Origin of the sequence: Microbispora rosea, assembly GCF_900156315.1 — a bacterium.
In the GTDB taxonomy this organism is placed as follows: Bacteria; Actinomycetota; Actinomycetes; order Streptosporangiales; family Streptosporangiaceae; genus Microbispora; species Microbispora rosea.
In genome coordinates this window covers 71,419-94,227 of sequence record NZ_FTNI01000003.1, presented here as the reverse complement: position 1 = coordinate 94,227, position 22,809 = coordinate 71,419, and the positions used below count along the sequence as shown (strand labels likewise).

General features: G+C 73.2%; 26 protein-coding genes. 15 read left to right on the top strand and 11 right to left on the bottom strand.

Going from position 1 to position 22,809, the window contains the following annotated elements:
• Window position 1: 1 nt before the first annotated feature.
• From BXA11_RS05645 to BXA11_RS05625, 5 genes are all read right to left on the bottom strand, one after another.
• A complete protein-coding gene (locus BXA11_RS05645; protein WP_143734101.1) occupies window positions 2-967 on the bottom strand; it encodes a quinone oxidoreductase family protein in 966 nt (321 codons plus the stop codon).
• A gap of 120 nt (window positions 968-1,087) precedes the next feature.
• Window positions 1,088-1,447 carry a hypothetical protein gene (locus BXA11_RS05640; RefSeq protein ID WP_076433312.1) on the bottom strand — a complete coding sequence of 120 codons (360 nt, stop codon included), beginning with the start codon at window positions 1,445-1,447 and terminating at the stop codon, window positions 1,088-1,090.
• On the bottom strand, window positions 1,444-2,307 hold the full coding sequence (locus BXA11_RS05635; RefSeq protein WP_076433310.1) for a DODA-type extradiol aromatic ring-opening family dioxygenase: 864 nt from the start codon (window positions 2,305-2,307) through the stop codon (window positions 1,444-1,446). Before BXA11_RS05635 ends, BXA11_RS05640 begins: the two co-directional genes overlap by 4 nt.
• Window positions 2,300-3,145: a citryl-CoA lyase gene (locus BXA11_RS05630; protein WP_030505011.1), complete on the bottom strand. Its 846-nt coding sequence runs from the start codon at window positions 3,143-3,145 to the stop codon at window positions 2,300-2,302. Before BXA11_RS05630 ends, BXA11_RS05635 begins: the two co-directional genes overlap by 8 nt.
• Window positions 3,138-4,319: a CaiB/BaiF CoA transferase family protein gene (locus BXA11_RS05625; protein WP_030505010.1), complete on the bottom strand. Its 1,182-nt coding sequence runs from the start codon at window positions 4,317-4,319 to the stop codon at window positions 3,138-3,140. The genes BXA11_RS05630 and BXA11_RS05625 overlap by 8 nt, the downstream gene beginning before the upstream one ends.
• 253 nt (window positions 4,320-4,572) lie before the next feature.
• Here BXA11_RS05625 and BXA11_RS05620 point away from each other — a divergent pair, with 253 nt between their 5' ends.
• Both BXA11_RS05620 and BXA11_RS05615 read left to right on the top strand, forming a co-directional pair.
• Window positions 4,573-6,021, top strand: coding sequence for an amidohydrolase family protein (locus tag BXA11_RS05620; RefSeq protein WP_030505009.1), 1,449 nt, complete (start codon window positions 4,573-4,575; stop codon window positions 6,019-6,021).
• Window positions 6,022-6,263: 242 nt separating this feature from the next.
• Window positions 6,264-6,869 carry a hypothetical protein gene (locus tag BXA11_RS05615; RefSeq protein WP_076433308.1) on the top strand — a complete coding sequence of 202 codons (606 nt, stop codon included), beginning with the start codon at window positions 6,264-6,266 and terminating at the stop codon, window positions 6,867-6,869.
• 192 nt (window positions 6,870-7,061) lie between these two features.
• Here the strand turns inward: BXA11_RS05615 and BXA11_RS05610 are convergent, their stop codons facing one another.
• Window positions 7,062-7,565, bottom strand: a complete 504-nt coding sequence (locus BXA11_RS05610) for a MarR family winged helix-turn-helix transcriptional regulator (protein ID WP_030505007.1) — start codon at window positions 7,563-7,565, stop codon at window positions 7,062-7,064.
• Between the two features lie 140 nt (window positions 7,566-7,705).
• The gene (locus tag BXA11_RS05605; protein WP_076433306.1) at window positions 7,706-8,113 is read right to left on the bottom strand and encodes a four-helix bundle copper-binding protein; all 408 of its coding nucleotides are present in this window, start codon (window positions 8,111-8,113) and stop codon (window positions 7,706-7,708) included.
• Between the two features lie 227 nt (window positions 8,114-8,340).
• On the opposite strand from BXA11_RS05605, the gene BXA11_RS05600 reads away from it, so the two are divergent.
• A complete protein-coding gene (locus BXA11_RS05600) occupies window positions 8,341-8,520 on the top strand; it encodes a DUF4236 domain-containing protein (protein ID WP_030505005.1) in 180 nt (59 codons plus the stop codon).
• Between the two features lie 69 nt (window positions 8,521-8,589).
• Here BXA11_RS05600 and BXA11_RS05595 read toward each other — a convergent pair whose 3' ends face one another.
• Together BXA11_RS05595 and BXA11_RS05590 are read right to left on the bottom strand one after the other, a co-directional pair.
• Entirely contained in the window at window positions 8,590-8,919 is a 330-nt protein-coding gene (locus BXA11_RS05595; protein ID WP_076433303.1) for a DUF3140 domain-containing protein, read from the bottom strand.
• A 1-nt stretch (window position 8,920) separates the two neighbouring features.
• Window positions 8,921-9,154, bottom strand: a complete 234-nt coding sequence (locus BXA11_RS05590; protein WP_030505003.1) for a hypervirulence associated TUDOR domain-containing protein — start codon at window positions 9,152-9,154, stop codon at window positions 8,921-8,923.
• 176 nt (window positions 9,155-9,330) lie between these two features.
• Here BXA11_RS05590 and BXA11_RS05585 point away from each other — a divergent pair, with 176 nt between their 5' ends.
• The 4 genes from BXA11_RS05585 to BXA11_RS05570 all read left to right on the top strand — a co-directional run bounded on the left by BXA11_RS05585 (window position 9,331) and on the right by BXA11_RS05570 (window position 12,482).
• Complete coding sequence (locus tag BXA11_RS05585; RefSeq protein ID WP_083743982.1) at window positions 9,331-9,555, top strand: type II toxin-antitoxin system HicB family antitoxin; 225 nt, start codon at window positions 9,331-9,333, stop codon at window positions 9,553-9,555.
• Window positions 9,556-9,790: 235 nt separating this feature from the next.
• Complete coding sequence (locus BXA11_RS05580; RefSeq protein ID WP_143734100.1) at window positions 9,791-10,417, top strand: hypothetical protein; 627 nt, start codon at window positions 9,791-9,793, stop codon at window positions 10,415-10,417.
• 270 nt (window positions 10,418-10,687) lie between these two features.
• On the top strand, window positions 10,688-11,347 hold the full coding sequence (locus tag BXA11_RS05575) for a fasciclin domain-containing protein (RefSeq protein WP_076433295.1): 660 nt from the start codon (window positions 10,688-10,690) through the stop codon (window positions 11,345-11,347).
• Between the two features lie 493 nt (window positions 11,348-11,840).
• Complete coding sequence (locus BXA11_RS05570) at window positions 11,841-12,482, top strand: hypothetical protein (RefSeq protein WP_076433293.1); 642 nt, start codon at window positions 11,841-11,843, stop codon at window positions 12,480-12,482.
• A gap of 65 nt (window positions 12,483-12,547) precedes the next feature.
• Here BXA11_RS05570 and BXA11_RS05565 read toward each other — a convergent pair whose 3' ends face one another.
• Complete coding sequence (locus BXA11_RS05565; protein WP_076433290.1) at window positions 12,548-12,748, bottom strand: hypothetical protein; 201 nt, start codon at window positions 12,746-12,748, stop codon at window positions 12,548-12,550.
• Window positions 12,749-12,900: 152 nt separating this feature from the next.
• On the opposite strand from BXA11_RS05565, the gene BXA11_RS05560 reads away from it, so the two are divergent.
• The 7 genes from BXA11_RS05560 (at window position 12,901) to BXA11_RS05530 (ending at window position 21,463) form a co-directional block, all read left to right on the top strand.
• Window positions 12,901-15,078, top strand: a complete 2,178-nt coding sequence (locus tag BXA11_RS05560) for an amylo-alpha-1,6-glucosidase (protein WP_076433797.1) — start codon at window positions 12,901-12,903, stop codon at window positions 15,076-15,078.
• A gap of 30 nt (window positions 15,079-15,108) precedes the next feature.
• A complete protein-coding gene (locus BXA11_RS05555) occupies window positions 15,109-15,552 on the top strand; it encodes a DUF6157 family protein (RefSeq protein ID WP_076433288.1) in 444 nt (147 codons plus the stop codon).
• 208 nt (window positions 15,553-15,760) lie between these two features.
• Window positions 15,761-16,429, top strand: coding sequence for a dienelactone hydrolase family protein (locus BXA11_RS05550; protein ID WP_076433795.1), 669 nt, complete (start codon window positions 15,761-15,763; stop codon window positions 16,427-16,429).
• Window positions 16,430-16,453: 24 nt separating this feature from the next.
• Window positions 16,454-17,431 (top strand): aldo/keto reductase, encoded by a 978-nt coding sequence (locus BXA11_RS05545; RefSeq protein ID WP_076433285.1) that lies wholly within the window; start codon window positions 16,454-16,456, stop codon window positions 17,429-17,431.
• A gap of 122 nt (window positions 17,432-17,553) precedes the next feature.
• A complete protein-coding gene (locus tag BXA11_RS05540; protein WP_083744030.1) occupies window positions 17,554-18,405 on the top strand; it encodes a carotenoid biosynthesis protein in 852 nt (283 codons plus the stop codon).
• The gene (locus BXA11_RS05535; protein ID WP_076433283.1) at window positions 18,393-19,985 is read left to right on the top strand and encodes a phytoene desaturase family protein; all 1,593 of its coding nucleotides are present in this window, start codon (window positions 18,393-18,395) and stop codon (window positions 19,983-19,985) included. The genes BXA11_RS05540 and BXA11_RS05535 overlap by 13 nt, the downstream gene beginning before the upstream one ends.
• Entirely contained in the window at window positions 19,985-21,463 is a 1,479-nt protein-coding gene (locus tag BXA11_RS05530) for a glycosyltransferase family 2 protein (RefSeq protein ID WP_239104895.1), read from the top strand. The genes BXA11_RS05535 and BXA11_RS05530 overlap by 1 nt, the downstream gene beginning before the upstream one ends.
• On the opposite strand, the gene BXA11_RS05525 is transcribed toward BXA11_RS05530, so the two are convergent.
• Window positions 21,414-22,028, bottom strand: a complete 615-nt coding sequence (locus tag BXA11_RS05525) for a glycerol-3-phosphate acyltransferase (RefSeq protein ID WP_239104894.1) — start codon at window positions 22,026-22,028, stop codon at window positions 21,414-21,416. The two genes, BXA11_RS05530 and BXA11_RS05525, sit on opposite strands and share 50 nt — an antisense overlap.
• Between BXA11_RS05525 and BXA11_RS05520 the strand changes: the two genes are divergently transcribed.
• Window positions 21,985-22,737: a spheroidene monooxygenase gene (locus BXA11_RS05520; protein ID WP_239104893.1), complete on the top strand. Its 753-nt coding sequence runs from the start codon at window positions 21,985-21,987 to the stop codon at window positions 22,735-22,737. The two genes, BXA11_RS05525 and BXA11_RS05520, sit on opposite strands and share 44 nt — an antisense overlap.
• Window positions 22,738-22,809: the final 72 nt, after the last annotated feature.

Below are 22,809 nucleotides of genomic sequence, written 5' to 3'. Positions count from 1 at the left end.
TCTAGGACGCCGGGCCGGGGATCAGGACGATCCTGCCGGAGGCGGTGCCGTCCGCCTGACGGAGCCAGGCGGCGCCGGCGTCCTCCAGTGGGACAGTCTCGCGGGCGACTTCCAGCCGCCCCAGCGCCGCCTGCTCGGCGACGAAGACGATCGAGGCGGCCCGCTGCTCGGGGGTCAGCTCGTTGTTGGTGTATCCCAGCAGCCGCAGCGACCTGCTGCGCAGCGTGGAGGAGTCGATGGGGCAGGTCTCGTCCGCGGAGGAGCCGAGGTTGACCCACCGGCCTCCCTGACGCAGGGTACGGGCCGCGGCGGCCGCCGCCGGGCCGAAGAGCGGGTCGAGCACCAGGTCGGCCGGCCCGTCGCAGGCCTCGGCGAAGCGGGCGGCCAGCGTGGCGACGTCGCCGGTGTCGAGCGCCACCACGGCGTCCGCGCCCGCCCGCCGGGCGCGTTCGACGGCGGCGGGGGAGCGGGCCCCGGCGACCACCCTGCGGGCGCCGGCGATGCGCGCGATCCGTACGGCGGCCTGCCCGACGACGCCGCCCGCGCCGAGCACCACGACCTGATCGCCGGCGGCGAGCTCGCCCCGCCACGTCAGCGCCATGTGCGCGGCGACGGCCGAGAGCCCGAGCGCGGCCACCGCGACCGGGTCGGCCCCGGCGGGCAGCGCGACGAGGTCGTCCGCCGGCACCACCGCGAACTGCGCCATGCTCCCGTCGCCCGGGGCCATTCCGGCCGTGGTCGCGAACCACACCGGCCGCCCGCCGGCGACGCCCGCCCCCTGCACCCCCGGCACGTACGGCGTGCGCGGCCTGCCGAAGTAGGACGTGCCGCTCGCGCACAGCAGGTCGAGCGGCGTGATCGGCGCGGCCCCCACCTCGACCAGGGTCTCGCCGGGCCCGGCGACGGGCACGGGCAGGTCGGCCACCAGCGGCGGCCTGCCGGGTTCCACGATCTGTGCCGCCCGCATGTTCCACCTCTCCCTCGAACACAGCGCAAGGTCATCGGCGAGAGCCGCCGGGCCCGCCCCGCACGGCGTGCCCGGCGCCTCGCCGCCCGGCCCGTCTCGGCGGCGGGCAGGTCCGTCCGATCAGGTCGCGATGTCGGGGTACGGCAACGTCATGTGGGCCAGCCGCCGGGCGTACTCGGTCTGGAAGCCCAGCGGCTCGTGGTCGCGCTCGAACATCGCGATGAACAACGTGAGTGTGAGGAACGGGTGCGCGCCCAGCTCGAACAGCCGGGGGTAGTCGTGGGCGGCCAGGGCCTCGCGCTCGGCGTCCTCGAAGCGCAGCCAGGTCGACGCCTCCCCGCCGTGACAGCTCAGCAGCCGGTTGGCCTGCTCGGCCTCCCACCACTCCACCGTGCCCCGGGGGTCCTCGCGGTAGCGCTCGACCAGTTCCGGATCGCGGTCGACGGTGAACAGGAACTTGTTCAGCAGGTACTTGCTCACGCCACGCCTCCGTTGGGGTACCAGGTGAAGTAGGCCTCCATGGTGTGGAACAGGTCGTAGGTGTCGACGTAGTCGGCCTTGGCGCCCTCGCCGGCCACGCCCATCATCAGCATGAAGTCCATGAAGCCGTGGGTGGCGTTGCCGGGCAGGTGGAGGCTGTCGAGGGTGACCTCCGACAGGCAGCCCTCGATGTCGCCGGAGGAGATCCACTCGACCGCCCTGCGGTCGAACTCGGGGTCGGGCCCGTGCGGGCCGAACTGGCGCGGCCCGCCGAGCTCCAGCGACAGGTGCCCGGTGCCGATCACCGCCACCCGCTTGTCCGCCGGCCACGACTCCACCAGCTCCCGGATCGTACGGCCGAGCTGCACGAACCGCTTCGGCCGCGGCAGCGGCGGCGCGAAGATGTTGGTGTAGATCGGCACGATCGGCAGGTCGTTCTGCGGCCGCAGCGTGATGATCGGGCACGTGATCGAGTGGTCGATCCGCAGCTCGTTGGAGAAGGCCAGGTCGAAGCCCGCGTCCAGGCCCTCCCGCAGGATGTACGCCGACAGGTCCTCCTGGCCGGTGAAGAGCATCCGGGGCAGGCCGAACTCGCGCTCCTCGTTGTACCAGTTGGCGTCGTAGAAGGGCGCCTTGCCGACGAGGAACTGCGGCATGTTGTCGAGCCAGAGCTGGTGGAAGTGGTCGGAGCCGACCATGACCAGCACGTCGGGCCGTGCCTTCGTCAGCGTCTCCCGGAACGCCTCGACCTTGCGCACCCACTCGTCGGCGAACGGCGGGCGGTCCTCGCCGGTGGCCGTGCTGGCGCGGTAGTAGAACGGATGATGGGTGGACGCGATCACCGCGACCAGTTCAGCCATGCGGACCTCCAGTGGCGTCAGGGGCGTAGGGCTCGGGGTCGACGGACCGGTTGTTGAGGTCCACCGACAGGAAGATCTCGTTCGCCACCGGGCGGCGCAGCTCCTCGGCGAGCTGCCCGATCAGGCCCGCCGTACGGGCGAGCAGGGCGAAGCCGCGCAGCAGTTCGAGCGGCAGGCCGAGGTCGGCGAGCGCAGCGCCGCAGACGCCCGCGCCGTTGAGCGGCAGGGTCCTGCCCAGCACCTCGGGATGCACGCGGCCGATCGCGGCGAACAGCGACAGGTGCGGCCCGACCAGGTTCTCCTCGGCGGCGATCTCCAGCAGCCGGGGAGTGCGGGGGTCGCCCTCCTTGTGCACGTGGTGGCCGAGGCCGGGGATGAACCGCCGCGCCTGCCGCCTGGCCCGCACGGTCTCCAGGGCGAGGGCGTCCCAGCCGGCGTCGTCCGACGGCAGCGGCCCGTCGTGGGCCGCCAGCACGTCGTGCAGGAACCGGCCGCAGTCCTCGGTCACGCCGAGGAAGCGTGAGCCGCCGCCGAGCAGTCCGGCCGCGAGCGCGCCCTGGATCGAGTCGGGCGCCGACAGGTACGTCAGCCGGGTGACGATCGCGGTCGGGGTGAACCCGTGGTCGGCCAGCGCGGCGAGCACGGCCTCGAACACCCGGGTCTCGCCCGGCGTGGGCCGCCGCTGGGCGGCGAGCCAGAACGCGAGCTCGCCGAACCCGACCTTCCCCATGACGTCCTCGGCGAGGTCGGAGCCGAGCAGGGTGATCGACTTCAGTGAGGACGCCCCCAACGCCGTGGGGTACGACGGCCGCTCGATCATCTCGGGCCGGTCAGACATCGTCGTCCTCCTCCTCAGTCAGCCACTTACGCAGCTCGTCCCCGTGCTCGTCCAGCTCCGGGGGCGGCAGCCGATAGGCGGCGGGGGTCGCGGAGAACCGGATCGGGTGGCGGGTGGTCGGGACCGCCCGGTCGCCCTCGCCGACCTCCACGACCGGGTCGAGCCCGAAGCGCTCGGCCATGGCGAACCCGCCGTCGATGGTGTTGATCGGCCCGCACGGCACCCCGGCCGCGACCAGCAGTTCGAACCACTCCAGCGCTCCGCGCGTGGCGAGCCGCCCGACCAGGATGGGCCGCAGTTCCTCGCGGCGCGCGGTCCTGTCGGCGTTGCGCGCGAAGCGCGGGTCGTCGGCGATCTCCGGGATGCCGAGCACCTCGCACAGCTTGCGGAACTGGCCGTCGTTGCCGGCCGCGACGATGATGTCGTTGTCGGCGGTGGGCAGCGGCTCGTAGGGGAACACGCTCGGGTGGGCGTTGCCCATGCGGTAGGGGACGACGCCGCCGGCGACGTACGCGGAGCTGTGATTGACCAGGCCGGTCAGCGCCGAGGACAGCAGGTTGACCTCGACGTGCTGGCCCTGCCCGGTCGCGTCGCGGTGGCGCAGGGCGGCGAGGACGCCGATGGCGGCGTGGTTGCCCGCCATGACGTCGAAGACCGAGATCCCCGCGCGGTACGGCGGCCCCTCGGGGTCGCCGGTGAGGCTCATCAGCCCCGACATGGCCTGCACCATGAGGTCGTAGCCGGGTACGTCCCGGCCCGCGCCGGAGCCGAACCCGCTGATCGAGGCGTACACCACGCCGGGGTTGGCCGCGCTGACCGAGGCGTAGTCGAGGCCGTACTTGGCGAGCCCGCCCGGCTTGAAGTTCTCCACCAGCACGTCGGCGCGGCGGGCCAGCTCCCGGGCCACCCGGGCGTCGCCGGAGTCCCGCAGGTCGAGCGCGATCGACCGCTTGCCCCGGTTGACCCCCAGGTAGTACGTCGACACGTCGCCGCGCACCGGCGGCATCCAGGTGCGGGTGTCGTCCCCCTTGGGGCCTTCGACCTTGACGACCTCGGCGCCCATGTCGGCCAGCAGCATCGTGGCGTACGGCCCGGCCAGGACCCGCGAGAAGTCGGCCACCAGCACGCCGGACAGCGGCCCGCCTCCCCGCTCGGGCGCGGTGTCGTCTGTCATCCGGCTCCCCTTCCTTGACTGTCACAGCACTGTCCGCTCAACGGACATGAGTCCGTGGAGCCGATTCTGGCATAGGCGGTTCCTTCGTCAAATGCGTGACCGGTTCTTTGTCGCCGGACGACGCGGGAAACCGATGGTTGACAGCGGGGGCGGTGCTCGGGAAAGTAACAGCGGAAGCAGCGCTGACCGTATAGCGGACAAGTGTTCGTCATCGCTGGGCGCGCTCGGCCAGTGGAAGGTGAGGGGTTCGACGATGAACGAGCCGACCGATTTCGGGCCGGACCGGCCCGTCCTGCTGCGCGGCGGCACGGTGCTGCCGATGGACGACGCGCACAGCGTGCTGCCCCGCACCGATGTCCTCGTCGTCGGCGACCGGATCGCCGAGGTGGGTCAGGACCTGCCCGCGCCGGACGGCGCCGTGGTCGTCGACGCCACCGACGGCATCGTCATGCCCGGCATGATCGACACTCACCGGCACATGTGGCAGACGGCGATGCGCGGCTACGGCGCCGACTGGACGCTGACGCAGTATTTCGTCTGGTACTACCTGGAGTACGGCAAGCTGTGGCGGCCCGAGGACGTGCACGCCGGCAACCTGCTGGCCGCGATCGAGGCGATCGACGCCGGCGTCACCACGGTGGTGGACTGGTCGCACGGGCTGCGGACCGTGGACCACGCCGACGCGGCCGTGGACGCGCTGCAGGCGGTGCCCGGCCGGTTCGTGCTGGCCTACGGGAACATCCAGGCGCCGCCGGCCGAGTGGACCGGCGCGCCGGAGTTCCGCGACTTCGTCCGGCGCCGCATCACGGGCGACGACATGCTGGGCTTCCAGATCGCCTTCGACGTCACCGGCGACCCCGCCTTCCCCGAGAAGCCGGCCTTCGAAGTGGCCCGCGACCTCGGCGTCCCGGTCACGACCCACGCGGGCGTGTGGGGCGCGACCAGCGACGACGGCATCCGCCTCATGTACGAGCACGGCTTCATGACGCCCGAGACGGTCTACGTCCACGCCGCCTCGCTGTCGGCGGACTCCTACCACCGCATCGCCGCCACCGGCGGCTCGATCTCGGTCTCCACCGAGAGCGAGCAGAGCGCGGGCCAGGGCTACCCGCCCACCTGGGCCATCCGCGCCCACGACATCCCGGTCTCGCTCTCGATGGACACCAGCGTCTGGTGGAGCGGCGACCTGTTCTCGGCGATGCGCACCACCCTCGGCGCCGACCGCTCCCGCGAGCACATGGAGGCGCACGTCAAGGGCGAGACGGTCACCCACTGCAGCCTGCGGGCCGACCAGGTGGTGGACTGGGCGACACGCGGCGGCGCCCGCGCCATCGGCCGCGGCGACGACCTCGGCAGCATCGAAGCGGGCAGGAAGGCCGACATCGTGCTCATCAAGAACGACGCGTCGCCCGTGTCGTTCCCGCTGCTGAACCCGTACGGGCACGTCGCGTTCCAGGCGCAGCGCGGCGACGTGCACACGGTCCTCGTGAACGGCCGCGTGGTGAAGCACGAGCACCGCCTGGTGGGCGTGGACCTCGCCGCGGCGCGTCGCGAGGTGGAGCGGACCGTCGAGTACCTGCGCTCGACGCTGGGCGAGGAGGCATGGCAGAAGGGGATGAACCCCGACATCCCCGAGACGAAGATCCTCGACAACCCCTACACGTACACCGACTACCACAGCGCCTCGACGCACAGCCGCTGATTCTTCGTCGCTTCTGAGCGGGGATCGCCGAGCACTGCCCGCACGTCCTGGCGCCGGGTGAGCAGCCACGTCCATGGGCGTGCTCGGCCGGCTCGTCGCGGCACCGCAGGTCCGGCGGTCGGGGACATTCATGATTGTTTAGTCGTCTATGTGAAATTCGGTCATCCGTGGCGTTAAGGTGGGCAGCCACCCGCGGAAGCCGTGGAGGTTTCCCCCGAAACGACCGCTGGGAGTTGTCTCGCATGCAAGGGCGCGTCCCGTCACAGACGAGCCAGGATGACCGGTTCCGGCAGGAGATCCTCTCCAGCCAGGAGGAGCCGCCCCGCACGACCAAGAACAGGAAGCCCGTCGTCATCGCCGCCGCGGCGCTGGTGGCCGTGCTGGCCGCCGGGGGAGCGGGCTTCGCGCTGCGCGGCGGCTCCGGTCCCGCGGACCCGCCCGCCGGGGCAGGCGCGGGGCAGTCGGCCCCCGCCCAGGACGCCGGTTCCGCCGCAGACGGCGGACAGGACGCGGAAGGCCCGGCGGATCAGGATTCGGCCGATCAGGGCGCGAAGGACCAGGGCCCGGGGAACCAGGGTTCGGGGGACCAGGGCGCCATCGGGTCCGGCGGGGACGGCTCCGGCGGAGCGCAGGCGCCCGGCGGGGGCGGCGCGGACACCGCCTCCGGCTCCTCGGGCGGCGGCTCCGCCTCCGGTGGGAAGAGCACGGGCCGGGCCGGGACCGGCTCGTCGGGCAAGACGGGCGGCGCCTCGAAGGGCGGCGGCAGCCAGGACCAGGGTGAGGTGCCGTCGGGCGCCGACGGAGCCCCCGGCCTCATCCCCGGTGCCTGCGCCGCCTCCGGCTGCTGAGTCCCCGGCGGCTTCCGCCGCCTCCGGCCGCCGGGTCCACGCTGCGGAAGCCGCCTCTGGCCGCCGGGTCCTCGCTGCGGAAGCCGCCTCTGGCCGCTGAACGCGGCGTGCGGAAGCCGGATGCGGCGTGCGGAAGCCGGATGCGGCGTGCGGAAGCTGGACGCAGGATGCGGAAGCCGCCTCGGGCGGTGGTCAGGCGGAGGGGCCGGGCCAGCCGAGCGGAAAGGCGATGCGGGCGGGCGGCTCGCCCGCCGCGTCGTTGAACTCCCGCATGGCGGTGATGAGGGCCTGCCGCCGGGACGCCGGCATCCGCGTGAGGATCGCGGCGATCTCCTCCTTGCGCCGGGCGGTGACCTCCTCCACGATCCGCCGCCCGTTGTCGGTCAGCCGCAGCAGCGTCTCCCGCCGGTTCTGCGGATTCACCTCGCGCTTCAGCAGACCGGCGACGGCGAGGCGGCCCGCCATGCGCATGGCGGTCGACGGATTGACGCCGAGCCTGTCCGCCAGCGTCACCAGCTTGGTCTCGCCCTGTCCGACCACCAGCAGCATGCGGAACTGCGGCAGGGTGACCCTGTCCTCCGCGGCGGCCAGGGACCGCGCGGATATCGCGACGAGCACACGCGAGGCGGTGAGCACGGCGGCGGTGACGGCCTCCAGGTCGTCGCCGGTCGGCTCCTCGTCCGCTTCCTTTGCCATAGGAACCGTTTTTACACGGTCCACGCCGCGGCCACGCCATCGCATGGGCGAACGCACGGCGGGCGAGGCCGCGCCGCAGGAGTCGCCGCGGGAGTCGCCGCGGGAGTCGCCGTGGGTGAGAAGCCGCGGGGCGGGTGTGCTCAGCCGAGCGCGGCCAGCAGCTCGTTGCAGGACTGGGCGCAGCGACGGCACGCCTCGGCGCAGACCCGGCAGTGCTCGTGCATGTGGGCGTGCAGGCCGCACTCGTCGCCGCAGCTGCGGCACGCCTGCGCACACGCCTCAAGCTGGGCGCGCGTCAGGTTCGCGTCGTAGCCCGTGTGCCGCGACAGCACCCGGCCCGTCGTCGCGCAGATGTCCGCGCAGTCGAGGTTGGTGCGGACGCAGCGCACGAGTTCCGCCACCGCGTGCTCGCTCAGGCAGGCGTCGGCGCAGGCCGTACAGGTCTGCGCGCAGTCGAAGCAGGCCTCGATGCAGTTGGCGAGCACCTGCCTGTCCACGCCGCCGAGGTCGGCGGGATAGGTGTTCAACATCACTCCGGCGTGTCCCATTGCCGGCTCCTTCCGCTCTCGGGTGGGCGTCCCCCGCGAGGAGGTGGAGACCCGCCGATGAGGTCGGGTCCGTGAGCCCCGGCGCCCGGCCGGCGATCCGATCGCGTTCCTGACGGCCGAGAAGCTTGTCGGTGGCCATACCCGGCAGCACGGTCGTAAACGGACGGCTGGTGTGCTGATCGTCTTCCGGGGTAGTCGCGAGGGCACGGAAAAGTAAGGAGGAACCCATGGGCTGGAGCTACCGAAAATCGATCAAGATGGGACCGTTCAGGCTCAACCTCTCGCGCGGCGGCGTCGGGCACAGCTACGGCGGACGCGCCTTCCGCGTCACGAAGACGGCGGACGGGCGCCGCACCCTCACCGTGAACCTTCCCGGCGGCTTCCACTGGAAGAAGACGCTCAGCTGACGGTGGGAGACGGTGACACGGCGGGCGCGACCCCCGGCGCGCGCCCGCGGACCCGTCCCTTCGAGCGCCCTACTTCAGCGGGTCGTGGCCCCAGTTCATCAGCGAGTACCGCCAGCGGGTGTCCCGTACGTCCCCGGAGGGACGCTGGGCCAGGTGCCGGTGGACATACCCGACGACCTTGCGCATGTGGGCGTAGTCCTCGTCGTCCAGTTCGCTCTGGTGCTTGCGCAGAATGGCCACGATGTGCCGGCCGGACTCGTGACCCGTCGACTCGCCGCCGTCCGGCTTGTCGCCGACCTCCTTCGACCGCTCCTCGCGCAGCCATCGCTCCAGTTCGGCCGCGGACATGTTGACCGCCTGGCCGAACTCGGCGGCGGTCTGCCCTCTGCCGGCGGTCACGTCACTCCTTCGGATGCAGCGCCGACGGCTTGTGCACCGCCGTCCCGCCGCTCTTCTCACTGCGCACGAGGAACTGCGGGTCCTCGGGTGAGGCGGCCACCGTGCGGCCCGCCTCCTCCGTACGCTCGGTGATCTTCTTCTCGACCTTGCCGGCCGCCTCGCCGCCGTGGCTCTTCCAGGTGACCTCGTCGCCCACCGACGGCTCTTGCTTCTTGTCCTTGTCTCTCTTGCCCATGCGCGCGGCCCTACCCGAGGAAACCCGCCGTCCTCGCGGAGGGACCTCGAAATGCCTCCCTATCAGGCAAAATCCGGTGCGAAGCGGATGCGGCCCGGAGCCGGTGGACCGCGAATCTCCCAACTGTTGCCCGGACACCGGGATTACCCCGGTCCGCTGCCGCGCACGGTGGGAGCATGGGACGGACCGTACGGCTGACCGCGACCGTCACCGCCGATGACGGTGGCATGTACTGCGCGCGGTGCGTCCAGGTCGAGGTGGCCTGCGAAGGGCACACGGTCGACGAGGCGCTCGACCGGCTGCGGCAGGCACTGGAGCACTACTTCAAGCGCCGGGCGATCCCGCATCCGCACCTGCATCCGCCGATCGTGGTGCCGATCGAGGTCAGGCTGCCCGACTGAGCCCGGCGCGCCCTCCCGCCCGGGGGGCCCGCCGTCCGTTCCGCTCCGGCCCGCTCCGTCCCGCTCCGTCCCGCTCCGCGGGCGTGCCGAGGCCGCTTGCGGGCGCGACGGGATCTTTGCGGGTGAAGTGCCCGATCGCCATGCTTGACCGGACATTGGTCGTCGGATGCGTGATCACTCCCCGGTGCGGCGCTTACCGTCGTGCTCGTACCATCCATGACCTCGGGGGAGTCTCATGCCTCTCTGCACAGCCGTGCTGGCCGCCGCCCTGTTCACCGGGCCGGCCGCCGTGCCGCCGGACCCGGCCCCGCCCGGGACGAGGGCAACCACGGACAACAACAACGCCGCGCAGCCGTCCACGGGCCGGCCGCAACTCCCGTCGCCGCCCGGCATGGCGCCGCAGGCCGGGGGATATCCGTTCACCCTCCCCCAGGCGCCGCCATGGATGGCTCCCAGCGGGATGGACGGCGGGCGCGACGACAGCGCCGCCGCTCCGCGGTCGCCGGCCGGCGCGAGCGGGCCCGAAGCCTCCGGCACGTCCACCAGGCCGGGCGCGGACGGCACACGGCCCGCCGCGACGGCGGGAGGCAGCGCGGACGACCGGGCGGTGGGGGGAAACACCGCGCCCAAGTACGTCCCGGTGATCGATCCCAAGACACGCGACGTCTTCATCCAGCCCGTCTACTCTTCCGGCTCGTCTGGACAGGCGCCGCAGCCGTTCACCTTCCGTCCGGTGCAGGGGATCCAGTCGACCAGGACCTATCCGCTGCCGCGGGGGGAGCAGAAGGCGGCGCAGCCGAAGACGGCGCGCCAGAAGACGATCACACGGCCCCGCAAGCATCTGCGGTCGCACGACCAGTGAGCCCGCTCCTGACGGCCTGATGGAAGAGGCCCGTGTGACCGGCCCGTCAGAACGGCCCGCCACACCGGCCCTGCGCCGGTGTGGCGGGCTCTTCCGGTGTCGCCGTCCACAGGGGTCGCGAAGCGCGGACGGTCGTGCGGGGTGGCACGCCGGGCACCGCGTCCGGTCCCAGGACCGATCGGTGCGCCCGTTCCGTGTCTCATCACGCACCCGACCCACCACCCGGCAACGACCTTTCCACGACCTTTCCACGACGAAGGAAACACGATCATGAATACCCGTCTGCTCGCCCTCGCCGCCCTGACCGCGGCGCTTTCGATGTCCGCGGCGTGCGGTAGCCAGGGCGGCGGCAGCCCCGCGGCCCCGGTCGCGGCCAACGAGACCGCGACCGACATGGCCAGCGAGACTCCCAGCGAGGCAGCGAGCGAGACCCCCTCCGCGTCCGCGTCGCCGACGGCCACCGGGACGCCCGTCGGGGCGGGCTGCTCTTCGCTGCCCGCCTCGGGCAAGGGCAGCCCCGCCGAGCTGGCCAAGGTGCCGGTCGGCACCGCGCTCTCCGACATCCCGTCGCTGTCCACGCTGGCGCGCGTGGTGAAGAAGGCCGGTCTGGCCGAGACGCTCAACTCCGCCCAGGACATCACGGTGTTCGCGCCGACGAACGAGGCGTTCAACAAGATTCCGAAGAGCCAGCTCGACCAGCTGATGTCGAACCGCAAGTCGCTCAGGGGACTGCTGGCCTACCACGTGGTCAAGGGACGCAAGGCGCCGGCGGACATGCACGGCCAGCTGACCTCCCTTGAGGGGCGCAAGCTCACCGTCTCGGGGTCCGACTCCACCCTCAAGGTCAACGACGCCACTGTGACCTGCGGGAACATCGCGACGAGCAATGCGACCGTCTACGCGGTCGACAAGGTCCTCATGCCGAGGTAACCAGCCGTCGCCCTGACACAGCCTGCACGGGGGTGAGCCGCTCGCGGCTCACCCCCGTGCCGTTCCCGCCTCCTCTTCGCCTCTTCCCCGCCTCGGGCGCGTCCCGGATCGCCCGGCCGCGCCGAGGCGGTCATGGCCGCGTGTCCTGGGCCACCGCCTCCCGGAGCGACCTGACGGCGGATCGAAGGCAGGACGCGAAGTCCGTCCGCCCGCTCGCGTCGGCCCACTGGTCGAAGGCGTGGCCCGTGTCGTGTGGCGCGGTCGAGCCCGTGATGGGCGAAGCGGAGGGTGACCTGGGGGTCTATGTCCTGAAGCGGCTGATCCTCTTATTTGACCGGACACTGAGCATCGGGTCCGTGATGGCCCGGCATCGTGCGCTTACCTTCGTTCTTGTACCGTCCGCAAGATTTCGGGGGAAATTCTCATGCCTCTTTGCACTGCCGTACTCGCGGCTGCTCTTCTGTCGGGTCCCGCTCCCGCGGACCCGGCTCCGATGTCCGCCAAGGAGCCGATGTCGCCCGGCAAGCAGATTGCCGCGATGGCGATGAACAACCCGGAGGAGCCTGACTTCGTCGCCTCCAAGGCCCTGGACATCCTGGACAAGGGTGCGAAGGTCGGCCCGTACCTCTCGGCGGACGACGAGGCCGAGGACCGGGCGAACGGCCAGAGCCCCAAGGGCCAGATGACCGGCAGGCAGGCGCCCAGCGGTGCCACGGCGGGCGGCCGGCAGGCCGGCGCGCAGCCGGCCGGAGGTCCCTCCGGAGGCAACTCGCTGGCCGGCATGCCGATGAACGGGAACCAGGCGAACGGATCGCAGCCGGGCTCCATGTTCACGATGCCCGCCACCGGCAGGAACAACAGCCAGGGCTCGCCGCAGGACGTGTTCCTTCACCCCACGTCCAACCAGCCGACGTACACCAAGATGTCCGGCAACGACTTCGCGGGTAAGCCGTCGAGCGCGAAGACCGACGACGAGGCCGCCGACGCCTGGGTGCGGGAGATCCCGGGCTGGGGGATGCCGAACGCCGGCATGGCGAAGCCCGCCAAGGCCAAGGCCAAGCCCAAGACCCAGGTCAAGGCGCAGCCCAAGGCGGCCGCCGGCGACTTGTGGAACATGCCGGGCTGGGAGGACTGAGCGTCCACGCCGCGGTGAGGCGACGCGGCGGCCAGAGGGAGGGGTGAGCCGGTCCGGCTCACCCCTCATCCTTGTCTCCGGGCTCTGGACGCGTGAGGCAGGTCGACGACCTCCACCAGGTCGGCGAGATCGACGTGGGCCGCCACCTCCGCGACGGAGGCGCAGTAGCCGATGTGGTAGCCCAGGTGCCGTACGCGCAGCAGGCCGCGGCCCTCGATGACGACGGGGTCCACCTCGTGCCCCTCAGAGCTCACCCACCTGCGCATGCCGGAAGAGTAGGAAACGCCAGGTCATAGCCCGGTAAAGACCTTGAGATCGCTCATTGGGGACATAAGGCTACAAATGAGGCGAAAATTCGCGTGGCCTCCGGGTATGAGGGCAACCGTCGGAACCAGGGACCGGGGCCGGGGTGATCGGCATGACGAGCGGGTGGACGTTCGAGGGACAGCCCACCGCCATCGGCGGGGGCGCCATGACACTCGTGGCCGGGGGATCGTTCTGCGTGTCGGGTCGCAACGGCGACGTCCTGCCCGGGTCGGCGCACGGGATCTACTACGCCGACACCCGGCTGCTGTCCCACTGGGAGCTGCGCATCGACGACAGCCGGATCGAGGAGCTCCAGGTCCTCGCGGGCGAGCCGTTCCACGCGACCTTCGTCGGCCGTACGGCGCCGCGGCCGGGGCAGGCGGAGAGCACGCTGCTGGTCGTGCGCGAACGCTACGTCGGCGGCGGGCTGTCGGAGGAGGTCACCATCCGCAACATGTCCCACGAGCCGGCCGGCTGCATGGTGACCCTGCACATCGGCTCCGACGTGTGCGACCTCTTCGAGGTGAAGACCCACCGAGTGCACTGGGTGGCCGACGTGACCACCGTGGCGGACGAGCGGTCGCTGCGCATGTTCTCGGTCAGCAAGGCCAGGGGGGTGCGGGTGGCCGCCAAGGCCGACGGCACCCCCGTGCTGCCGATGGTCAATCCGCGCCTGCTCGTCTTCCGCGTGGTGGTGCCGCCGCGCGGCGAGTGGAAGGGCTGCGTGCAGGCCAACCCGATCATCGACGGCATCGAGACCGAGCCGTGGTACACCGAGAGGCAGCTGTCGCCCGCGCTGGCCCGGCGGGCCGGCCAGCTGTTCGAGTGGGACAAGCGCCTGCCCAAGGTGACGACGACCAACACCGCTCTGGCGGGGATTCTGCGCCAGTCGCAGAACGATCTCGGCGCGCTGCGGCTGTTCGATCCCGAGCATCCCGAGCTGCCGCCCACCGTCGCGGCCGGGGCGCCCTGGTTCATGACGCTGTTCGGCCGCGACTCGCTGCTCACCTCCTGGATGGCCCTGCCGCTCGACCCCGAGCTGGCACACGGCACGCTGGGCCGGCTGGCCACTCTGCAGGGCGTGAAGGTCGACCCGTTGACCGAGGAGGAGCCCGGCAAGATCATGCACGAGCTGCGCTACGGCGCCCGGCAGGACGACACGTCGGGCGACGGGCACGCCTACTACGGCTCGGTCGACGCCAGCCCGCTGTTCGTCATCCTCCTCGGCGAGCTGCGCCGCTGGGGCCTGCACCGGGCGGCGGTGGAGCGGCTGCTCCCGCACGCGGACGCCGCGCTGGAGTGGATCGAGCGGTACGGCATGCGCGACGGGTTCCTGTGGTACCAGCGGAAGACCGACCAGGGCCTGCTCAACCAGGGCTGGAAGGACTCCTTCGACGGCATCAACTTCGCCGACGGCACCATCGCCCGGCCGCCCATCGCCCTGGCCGAGGTGCAGGGATATGTCTACGCGGCCTACATCGCCCGCCACTACTTCGCCAAGGAGGCGCGCGACACCGAGACCGAGCGGCGCTACCGGGAACGGGCCGCGGAGCTGCGCGCCCGGTTCAACGAACGGTTCTGGCTGCCCGACCGCGGCTACTTCGCCATCGGGCTTGACCACGAGGGCCGCCCGATCGACGCGCTCGCCTCCAACATGGGCCACTGCCTGTGGTCCGGAATCGTCAACCGCGACAAGGCCCCGGCCGTGGCCGAGCACCTGCTGTCGCCCAGGATGTTCTCCGGATTCGGCATCCGCACCCTCGCCTCCGACATGGGCGCGTACAACCCGATGAGCTATCACAACGGGTCCGTCTGGCCGCACGACAGCGCGCTCGTGGCGTCCGGGCTCATGCGCTACGGGTTCGTCGAGGAGGCCCAGCGCATCGCCACCGGCCTGCTCGACGCCGCCCGCACCTTCGGCGACCGGCTGCCCGAGCTCTTCTGCGGGTTCGACAGGGCGGAGTTCCCCGTGCCGGTGCCGTACCCGACCTCGTGCTCGCCGCAGGCCTGGGCCTCGGCCACGCCGATCCAGCTCCTGCGGCTCCTGCTCCGCGTCGACCCGTGGGTGCCGCACGGCAAGGTGTGGATCGCGCCGGTGCTGCCCAAGGGGTTCGGGGAGTTGCGCATCTCCGGCTTCCCGATCGCGGGTGCGCGGGTCGACCTGGAGGCCCGGGAGGACAGCGGCGAGGTGTACGTGAACGGCCTGCCCGATGAGGTGGGTCTCGTCCCGGAGACGCGCCCGTCCGCGGCCTTCGGCAGGCCTTCCGCTGGTGCGCCCGGAGCGACGTGAGCCGCCGATCTCCTCGGGCATAGTGGAGCCATGCCCGAGGACCTGAACTACTACTCGACGCTCATCGCGGTCGCCGACGACTGCCCGGTGACCGCCGCCGAGGTGCCCGGGGGCCGGGGCGGCAGGCCTACCGTCGCCGTCTTCCAGTACGAGCTGATCTCCGGCGCGCCGTACGGCCTGACGCAGGAGGACGTGCTGTTCGAGACGTGGCTGCGCCGCCAGGACCTGCCGGCGGACCTGACCGCCGAACGGCGCGCGGAGCTCAGGAAGGAGTTCTTCTCCCGTTCCCAGGCCTGCCTGCGGGCCTCGCCCCTGCCCAAGAAGCACGGCTGGGGGCTGCTGTTCGACCAGGACGGGCGCATCGCGCTGTGCCCGATGGAGTCGGAGGAATACCGGCGCCTGGTGGACGGCGCGCAGGCCGGGCAGGACGGTGGCGTGCGGGTGCTCAAGGCGCTGCGTTCACGCCGCTCCTGACCGTCGCGGTGCCCGTGTCGCTTCCGGCGTCGCTTCCGGCATCGCTCCCGGCGCCGCCCGGTCCGCACGCGGAGGCCGCGACGTCCCCGGTTTGCCTCGACCGGCCAGGGGTACGGCCCTCGATTGTCCAGCGCTGTCCCGGATGTGCAGCATCGTCCTGATCGTCCCTGTGCCGCTGGGCCGGGCGCGGCCGAGGGGGGCGGACGTCATGAGCGAGGTCGAACTCAGCGTGCGGATGCCGGTCGGCGATGTCGTGCTCGACGCCGACGTGGCGGTCCCCAGGGAGGCCCGGGGGGCCGTGCTGTTCGCCCACGGCAGCGGCAGCGGCCGGCACAGCCCGCGCAACCGGTACGTCGCGAGGGAGCTGCAGCGGGCCGGACTGGCCACCGTCCTGGCCGACCTGCTCACCGTGGAGGAGGAGCGCGTCGACGCGCTCACCGGCCACCTGCGCTTCGACATCGGCCTGCTCGCCGACCGGGTGGGGGCGCTGGCCGACCGGCTGCCCGAGGACGAGGTCGTCGGCGGGCTGCCCGTCGGCCTGTTCGGTGCGAGCACGGGCGCCGCCGCCGCGCTCGTCGCCGCGGCGACGCGGCCGGGCGGAGTCAGGGCGGTGGTGTCCAGGGGCGGCAGGCCCGACCTCGCCGCGGGCGCGCTCGGCTCCGTGCGCCAGCCGACGCTGCTGATCGTGGGGGAGCGCGACCCCGTCGTCCTCGACCTCAACAGGGAGGCGATGCGGGCGATGACCGCGCCGGTCCGGCTGGAGATCGTGCCCCGCGCCACGCACCTGTTCGAGGAGCCGGGCGCGCTGGAGACGGTCGCGCGGCTCGCCCGCGACTGGTTCCTGGACCATCTGGCGGGTGGAGCGGCCTCCGCCTGAGCCGCCCCGCTACGATCTGACCTCATGGAACAGCGCGTGTTGGGCAGGACGGGCAGGCAGGTCGGCGTCGTGGGGCTGGGAGCGTGGCAGCTCGGGGCCGACTGGGGCGAGGTGAGCGAGGCCGACGCGTTGGCCACGCTCAACGCCGCCGTCGACGCCGGGACCACCCTCATCGACACGGCGGACGTGTACGGCGACGGCCGCAGCGAGAAGATCATCGGGAAGCTGATCAAGGAGCGGCCCGGCCTGACCGTGGCCACCAAGATGGGCCGCAGGGTGCAGCAGACGCCCGACGCCTACACACTGGACAACTTCCGCGCCTGGACCGACCGTTCCCGCGCCAACCTGGGCGTCGACACGCTCGACCTGGTGCAGCTCCACTGCCCGCCGAGCGCCGTCTTCGAGACCGACGAGGTCTTCGACGCGCTCGACACGCTGGTCGCCGAGGGCCGCGTCGCGGCGTACGGCGTGAGCGTGGAGACGGTGGCCGAGGCGCTGACCGCGATCGCGCGTCCCGGCGTGGCGAGCGTGCAGATCATCCTCAACGCCTTCCGGCTGAAGCCGCTGGACGAGGTCCTGCCCGCCGCGGAGAAGGCCGGTGTCGGCATCATCGCCCGGGTCCCGCTGGCGAGCGGCCTGCTGTCGGGCAAGTACGGCCCGCAGACGGTCTTCACCGAGGACGACCACCGCAACTTCAACCGCCAGGGTGAGGCGTTCGACGTCGGCGAGACCTTCTCCGGCGTCGAGTACGGCGTGGGCCTCCAGGCGGTCGAGCGGCTGCGCGGTCTCGTGCCGGAGGGCATGACGTTGGCGCAGTTCGCGCTGCGCTGGATCATCGACCAGCCCGGGGTCAGCGTCGTGATCCCCGGAGCCCGCAATGCCGGGCAGGCCGAGGCCAACGCCGCGGCGGCGCAGTTCCCGCCTCTGCCGGCCGAGACCCACGACGCGGTCCGCCAGGTCTACGACGACCTGATCCGCCCGCAGGTCCACCACCGCTGGTGACGACCCGGCCGGTGCGCCGGGGACGGTGCCGGCGGCCGGCGTAGCCGAACTCCGCCTGGCGCGCCCGCATGGGCCGGAGCGCATCCGATCGGGGGGACGCGCTCGAATCACCGTACGTGGAGATGTGGCAGACCACGCGGAAGAGCGCGGCGCGGAGGGCGGGCGAGGCTGACGGCACGCCACCGGAGCGGCGCGGGTCGCGCCCGGCGGGGGCGTGGCTGAACGCGGCCGGTGTGGCGGCGCTGGCGGTGATGGTGGCAGCCCAGATCGCGACGGGGCTGCGGCCTCAGGACCTTCGCCTCACCGCCGCGGTCGTGGTCCTGCTCGCGGTGGGCGCACTCGCCTTCGCGGCGGTGGCGCACACCCCGCGCAGGGCGGCGGGCGCGTTCGCGGCGGCGGTGGCGGCCGGTTACGCCGCCGAGTGGATCGGCACCAGGACGGGCCTGCCCTTCGGCGACTACCGCTACACCGACGTCCTGTGGCCGCGGCCGGGCGGCGTCCCTCTGATCGTCGCCCTCGCGTGGGGAGGCATGGGCCTGGCCGCCCACGCCGTCGCGCGCCGCGTGGCGCCGCGCGGCCGGCTGACGCCGATCCTCGTCGGGGCCCTGGCGCTCACCGCGTGGGACCTGTTCCTCGACCCGCAGATGCTCAGGCTCGGGCTGTGGGTCTGGGCGGAGCCCGGACCCTACCGCGGCGTGCCGCTCACCAACTTCGCCGGCTGGCTGCTGGTCTCCTTCCTGGTCATGGCGATCATCGACCGCGTCACGGGCCATCCCGCCGCCGACCGGCCGGTGATCGGCGTCGAGGCGGCGGGGACGACCGGGCTCGTCGCGCTCTACACGGTCATGGCGCTGATGGAGACCGTCGGCTTCGCCGCGGTCTTCCGGCCACCCGATCCGCTCGTGGCCTCCGCCGGAGGGCTCGCGATGGGCGTCTTCGCCCTGCTCGCCTGGGGGCGCGCATGGCGGAGGTGATCGTGGTCGGGGGTGGCGTCGGCGGCATGGTGACCGCCCTGCTGCTCGCGCGGGACGGGCACGACGTGCGGATCTACGAGCGGCTGCCCCGGCTCGGCGGCAAGCTGGCCGAGCACAGGCGGGACGGCTTCACGTTCTCGATCGGACCCTCGCTCCTCACGCTGCCCGGCCTCTTCCTGGACCTCGGCGTGCCGCTCGACCTGCTCGAACTCGACGAGCTGTGCCGGTATCGCTTCGCGGACGGCTCGACGCTGTCCACCTACCGCGACCCGGAGCGTACGGCGGAGGCGGTGGACCGGCTCGCGCCGGGCGAGGGACGCGGCTGGCGGGCCTTCCACCGCTGGGCCGAGCGCTGTCTGGACGCCTCCACGCGCACCTTCTTCGCGGGCCCGCCGTCCGGGCCCGTCGTCGAGCCGCCGTTCCGGCCGAGGGGGCAGCGGCCCGGCGGACCGGCGGGCGGGGAACCGGGCCGATCCGCGGACGGACCGGTGGGCGGATCTGCGAGCCGACCGGGGGGCGGGGAACCGGGCGGCGATCTCCCACGCCCCCGGCCGGGCGACCTGCTCACGGTCGCGCCGGCCCGCACCCTGCACGGTCTGGCGAGCCGCTTCTTCCGGGACGCCCGCCTGCGCCAGTACGTCGGCCGGTACGCCACCTACGCCGGGTCGAACCCCTACCGGGCGCCCGCCGCCCTGGGCTGCGTCCCCGCCATCGAGCACGGCGACGGCGGGTGGTACGTGCGGGGCGGGCTGCCCCGCCTCGCCGACGCGCTGGCCGCGTCGCTCGACAAGGCGGGCGTCGAGATCCGCCTGGAGACCGAGATCACCGAGATCCTCGCCGACGGGGAGCGGGTCCGCGGTGTCCGCACGGCCCTCGGTGAGGTGGTCGGGGCCGACATCGTGGTCGTCAACGCCGACGCGGCCGCCCTGTACGGACGGCTCCTGCCCGACCGCGCCCGGCTGCGGCGGATCGCGCGGCTGGGCCTGTCGTCGTCCGCCTTCCTGATGCTCGCCGCCGTGGAGGGGCGGACCGAGGGCCTGCCGCATCACTCGGTCGTGTTCTCCGGCGACTACCGGCGCGAGTTCGGCGACATCTTCGACCGGCGGCGTCCGCCGGAGGACCCCACGGTCTACATCGGCTGCCCCGCGGTGGCCGACGACACCCAGGCTCCCGCCGGCGCGGAGAGCTGGAGCATGCTGGTGAACGTCCCGGCCGGCGACCCCGCGCGCTGGCCGACGCCGCCCGAGGCGTACGCGGAGCTGGTCCTCGACCGGCTGGCGAGCCGGGGGCACGACCTGTCGGGACGGCTGCGCTTCCTCGACCTGCTGACCCCGGCCGACCTGCGCGACCGGTACGGCGCGTGGGGCGGGGCGATTTACGGTGGTGCGTACGGCGGCCCGCTCGCCCCGTTCCGCCGTCCCGGCAACCGGGGGCCGCGGCGCGGGCTGTACCTCGTCGGCGGGTCCGCGCATCCGGGAGGCGGGCTGCCACTGGTGGCCATGGGCGGGCGGATCGTGGCGGCGCTGGTGCGCAGGGACTTCCCCCGTTCCGCGCCGCGCCCGGGGAGGGCGAGACGGTGATGGCGACCACGCCGGCCAGGGGGACCGACCCGGCCGGGAGGACCACGACGGCCAAGGGGACCACGACGGCCCGGGGGACTACGACGGCGCGGAGGACCACGACGGCGCCGGCGGTCAGGAGGGCCGGGCGGCGGCCACGGGGCGGGGCCGCCGCCCGGATGCTCGCCGCGGCCCAGGCCGTCGCCGCCGTCGTCGTGCTGGCGCGGCTCGCCCGCGGTCGCCGGCGCCTGCCGCCGCTCACCGCGCCCGCGCCGGAAAGGCCCCCCGGCACCGGTGACGGGGCGACGGGGGGCGGTGGTGGCGCGGCCCCGGACGGCGTCGCCGGCGCGTCCCCCGAAGGCCGCGGCCGGGCCGGAGGCGGTGAGTCCCCCGGAGTCGGCGGGTCCCCCGAAAGCAGCGGCCCGGCGGCGTGGATCGGCCGGGGCGGAACACAGGGTGGGGGAAGTCCGGAAATCTCTGTGGTCATTCCGGCCAGGGACGAGGAGCGGCGGCTCGGTCCCTGCCTGCGGGCGGTGCTGGCCGATCCCGCCGTCACCGAGGTGATCGTGGTGGACGACGAGTCCTCGGACGGCACCGCGCGGCTCGCCGCCGGATGCGGGGCGACGGTGGTGCGGGGACGCCCGCTGCCGGAGGGCTGGGTGGGCAAGCAGTGGGCGCTGCACCAGGGGCTGCGGGAGGCGCGCGGCGAGATCGTGGTCACCCTGGACGCCGACACCCGGCCCCGGCCCGGCCTGTTCGGCGCGCTCGCCGCCGCACTCGGGCACCACGACCTGGTCAGCGCGGGCCCGCGGTTCGTCTGCGACGGCCTCGCCGAGCAGGCGTTGCACGCGTCGTTCCTCGCCACGCTGGTCTACCGGTTCGGCCCCATCGGGCCTCCGGCCCCGCCGCCGCCCCACCGGGTGGTGGCCAACGGCCAGTGCCTGGCCTTCCGGCGGGAGGCGATGCGGCGGGCCGACGGCTTCGCCCGCGTGCGCGGTCACATGACCGACGACGTGGCCCTCGCCAGGGCCCTGGCCGCCGACGGCTGGAGGGTCGGCTTCCTCGACGCGGGCGGCCTGCTGGAGGTCGACATGCACGAGTCGGCGGCCGAGGTGTGGCGGGAGTGGGGGCGTTCGCTGCCGCTGCGCGACGTCACCCGCCCCGCCTGGCAGGCGGCCGATCTCGCCGTCGTCTGGCTCGCCGCCGCGTTGCCTGCGCTCCGCCTGGCCGCCGGGCGGCCGACCCGGCTCGACCTGGCCCTGCTCGCCGTACGGGTGCTGCTCGCCACCGCGCTGCGGCGCAGCTACACCCGGCCGGGCGCGGGCGTGATGCTGTCGCTCCTGCTCGATCCGGCCACGGCCGTACGGCTGACGCAGGCGACGCTGCGGCCCGTCAGGATCTGGCGGAGCCGCGCCTACGGCCTGGGCCGTCCGGGCTGCGCCGACGCCGTCACGTGCGGCGCGCGGCCAGGGCCGCCTGACCGAAACGCAGCCCGATGAGGCACATCAGCGCGCCGGTCGCGGCGACGTGGCCGATCGGCGCGAACGGCAGTTGCAGCAGCGGGATCGCGAAGACCCCGGCCCTGGCCCCGATCGCGAACGACCGCGTGAGCAGGAACGTCACCGCCAGGACGGCGAGCGCGAGCACGAACGCGGGCGGGCAGATCACCGCGATGCCGCCGGCGAAGGTCAGCACCGACCGCCCGCCGCGGAACCCGGCGAAGACCGGCCAGGCGTGCCCGATCATCGCGGCCGCCACCGCCAGGTACGCGGCCGGCGCGCTCGGGCCGGCGACCACCCCCGGCCCGGTCATGTGCGCGCCCCCGGCGAGCAGCCCGAGCAGCCCGGCGAGCACGCCCTTGGCCATGTCCCCGGCGAAGACCGGCACGGCCACCCGGCCGCCGAGCCGTTCGCGCACGTTCCAGAAGCCGGGGTTGCGGTCGCCCACCTCTCGGGGATCGACGCCCCGCCGCCCCGCGACCAGCACCGCCACCGGAACCGAGCCGAGAAGGTAGCCGCCGATGAGCGCCACCAGCATGGGGACGAGCGGCGGGAGCGTCGTCACGTTCCACCTCCAGAGATACGCCGGCCGGGGGGCGATGCGTCACATGGCCTTCGACCGCCCGGTGCTGCGCCGCACCGGGGGGCTGCTGTTCTGGCGGCTGCTCGGCACGGGCCGGGGGCCGTCGACGACCCTCGGCGCCGACCTGCGCCGCTGGGCGCTGCTCGCCGTCTGGCGGGACGAGCGGGCGCTCGAGGAGTTCCTGTCGCGCTCGCCGATTCCGGCACGGTGGCGGCGCGAGGCGACCGAGACCTGGCACGTACGGCTCGCGCCGACCGCCTCGCGCGGACGCTGGAACGGCGTCGAGCCGTTCGCCCCCGTGACCGCAGGTCCTGACGGCGAGCCGCACAGGGGTCCGGTGGCGGTGCTGACCCGGGCGTCGATCCGGCCGTCGCGGCTGGCGGCGTTCTACCGGTCCACACCCGCCGTCGACCGGTCGCTGCGGGCCCAGGAGGGCTGCCTCGCCTCCGTCGGGCTGGGGGAGTGGCCGGTGGCCAGGCAGGCCACCTTCTCCCTGTGGCGCGACGCCGCCGCCGTACGCGCGTTCGCCTACGCCGGGCGGGCGCACCGCGAGGTCGTCGAACGGGTTCGCGCCCACGACTGGTACTCCGAGGAGCTGTTCGCGCGGTTCATCCCCTGTGCGAGCGCAGGCACCTGGGACGGCGCCGACCCCCTGGCCGATCTCCTGGCCGACCCCCTGGCCGATCCCTGAGCGGCGGTCCGGCGGGGCGCCAGGACGTCCCCGCGAGACGGACCGTGAGGCAGCACGTGAGGCGGACCGTGT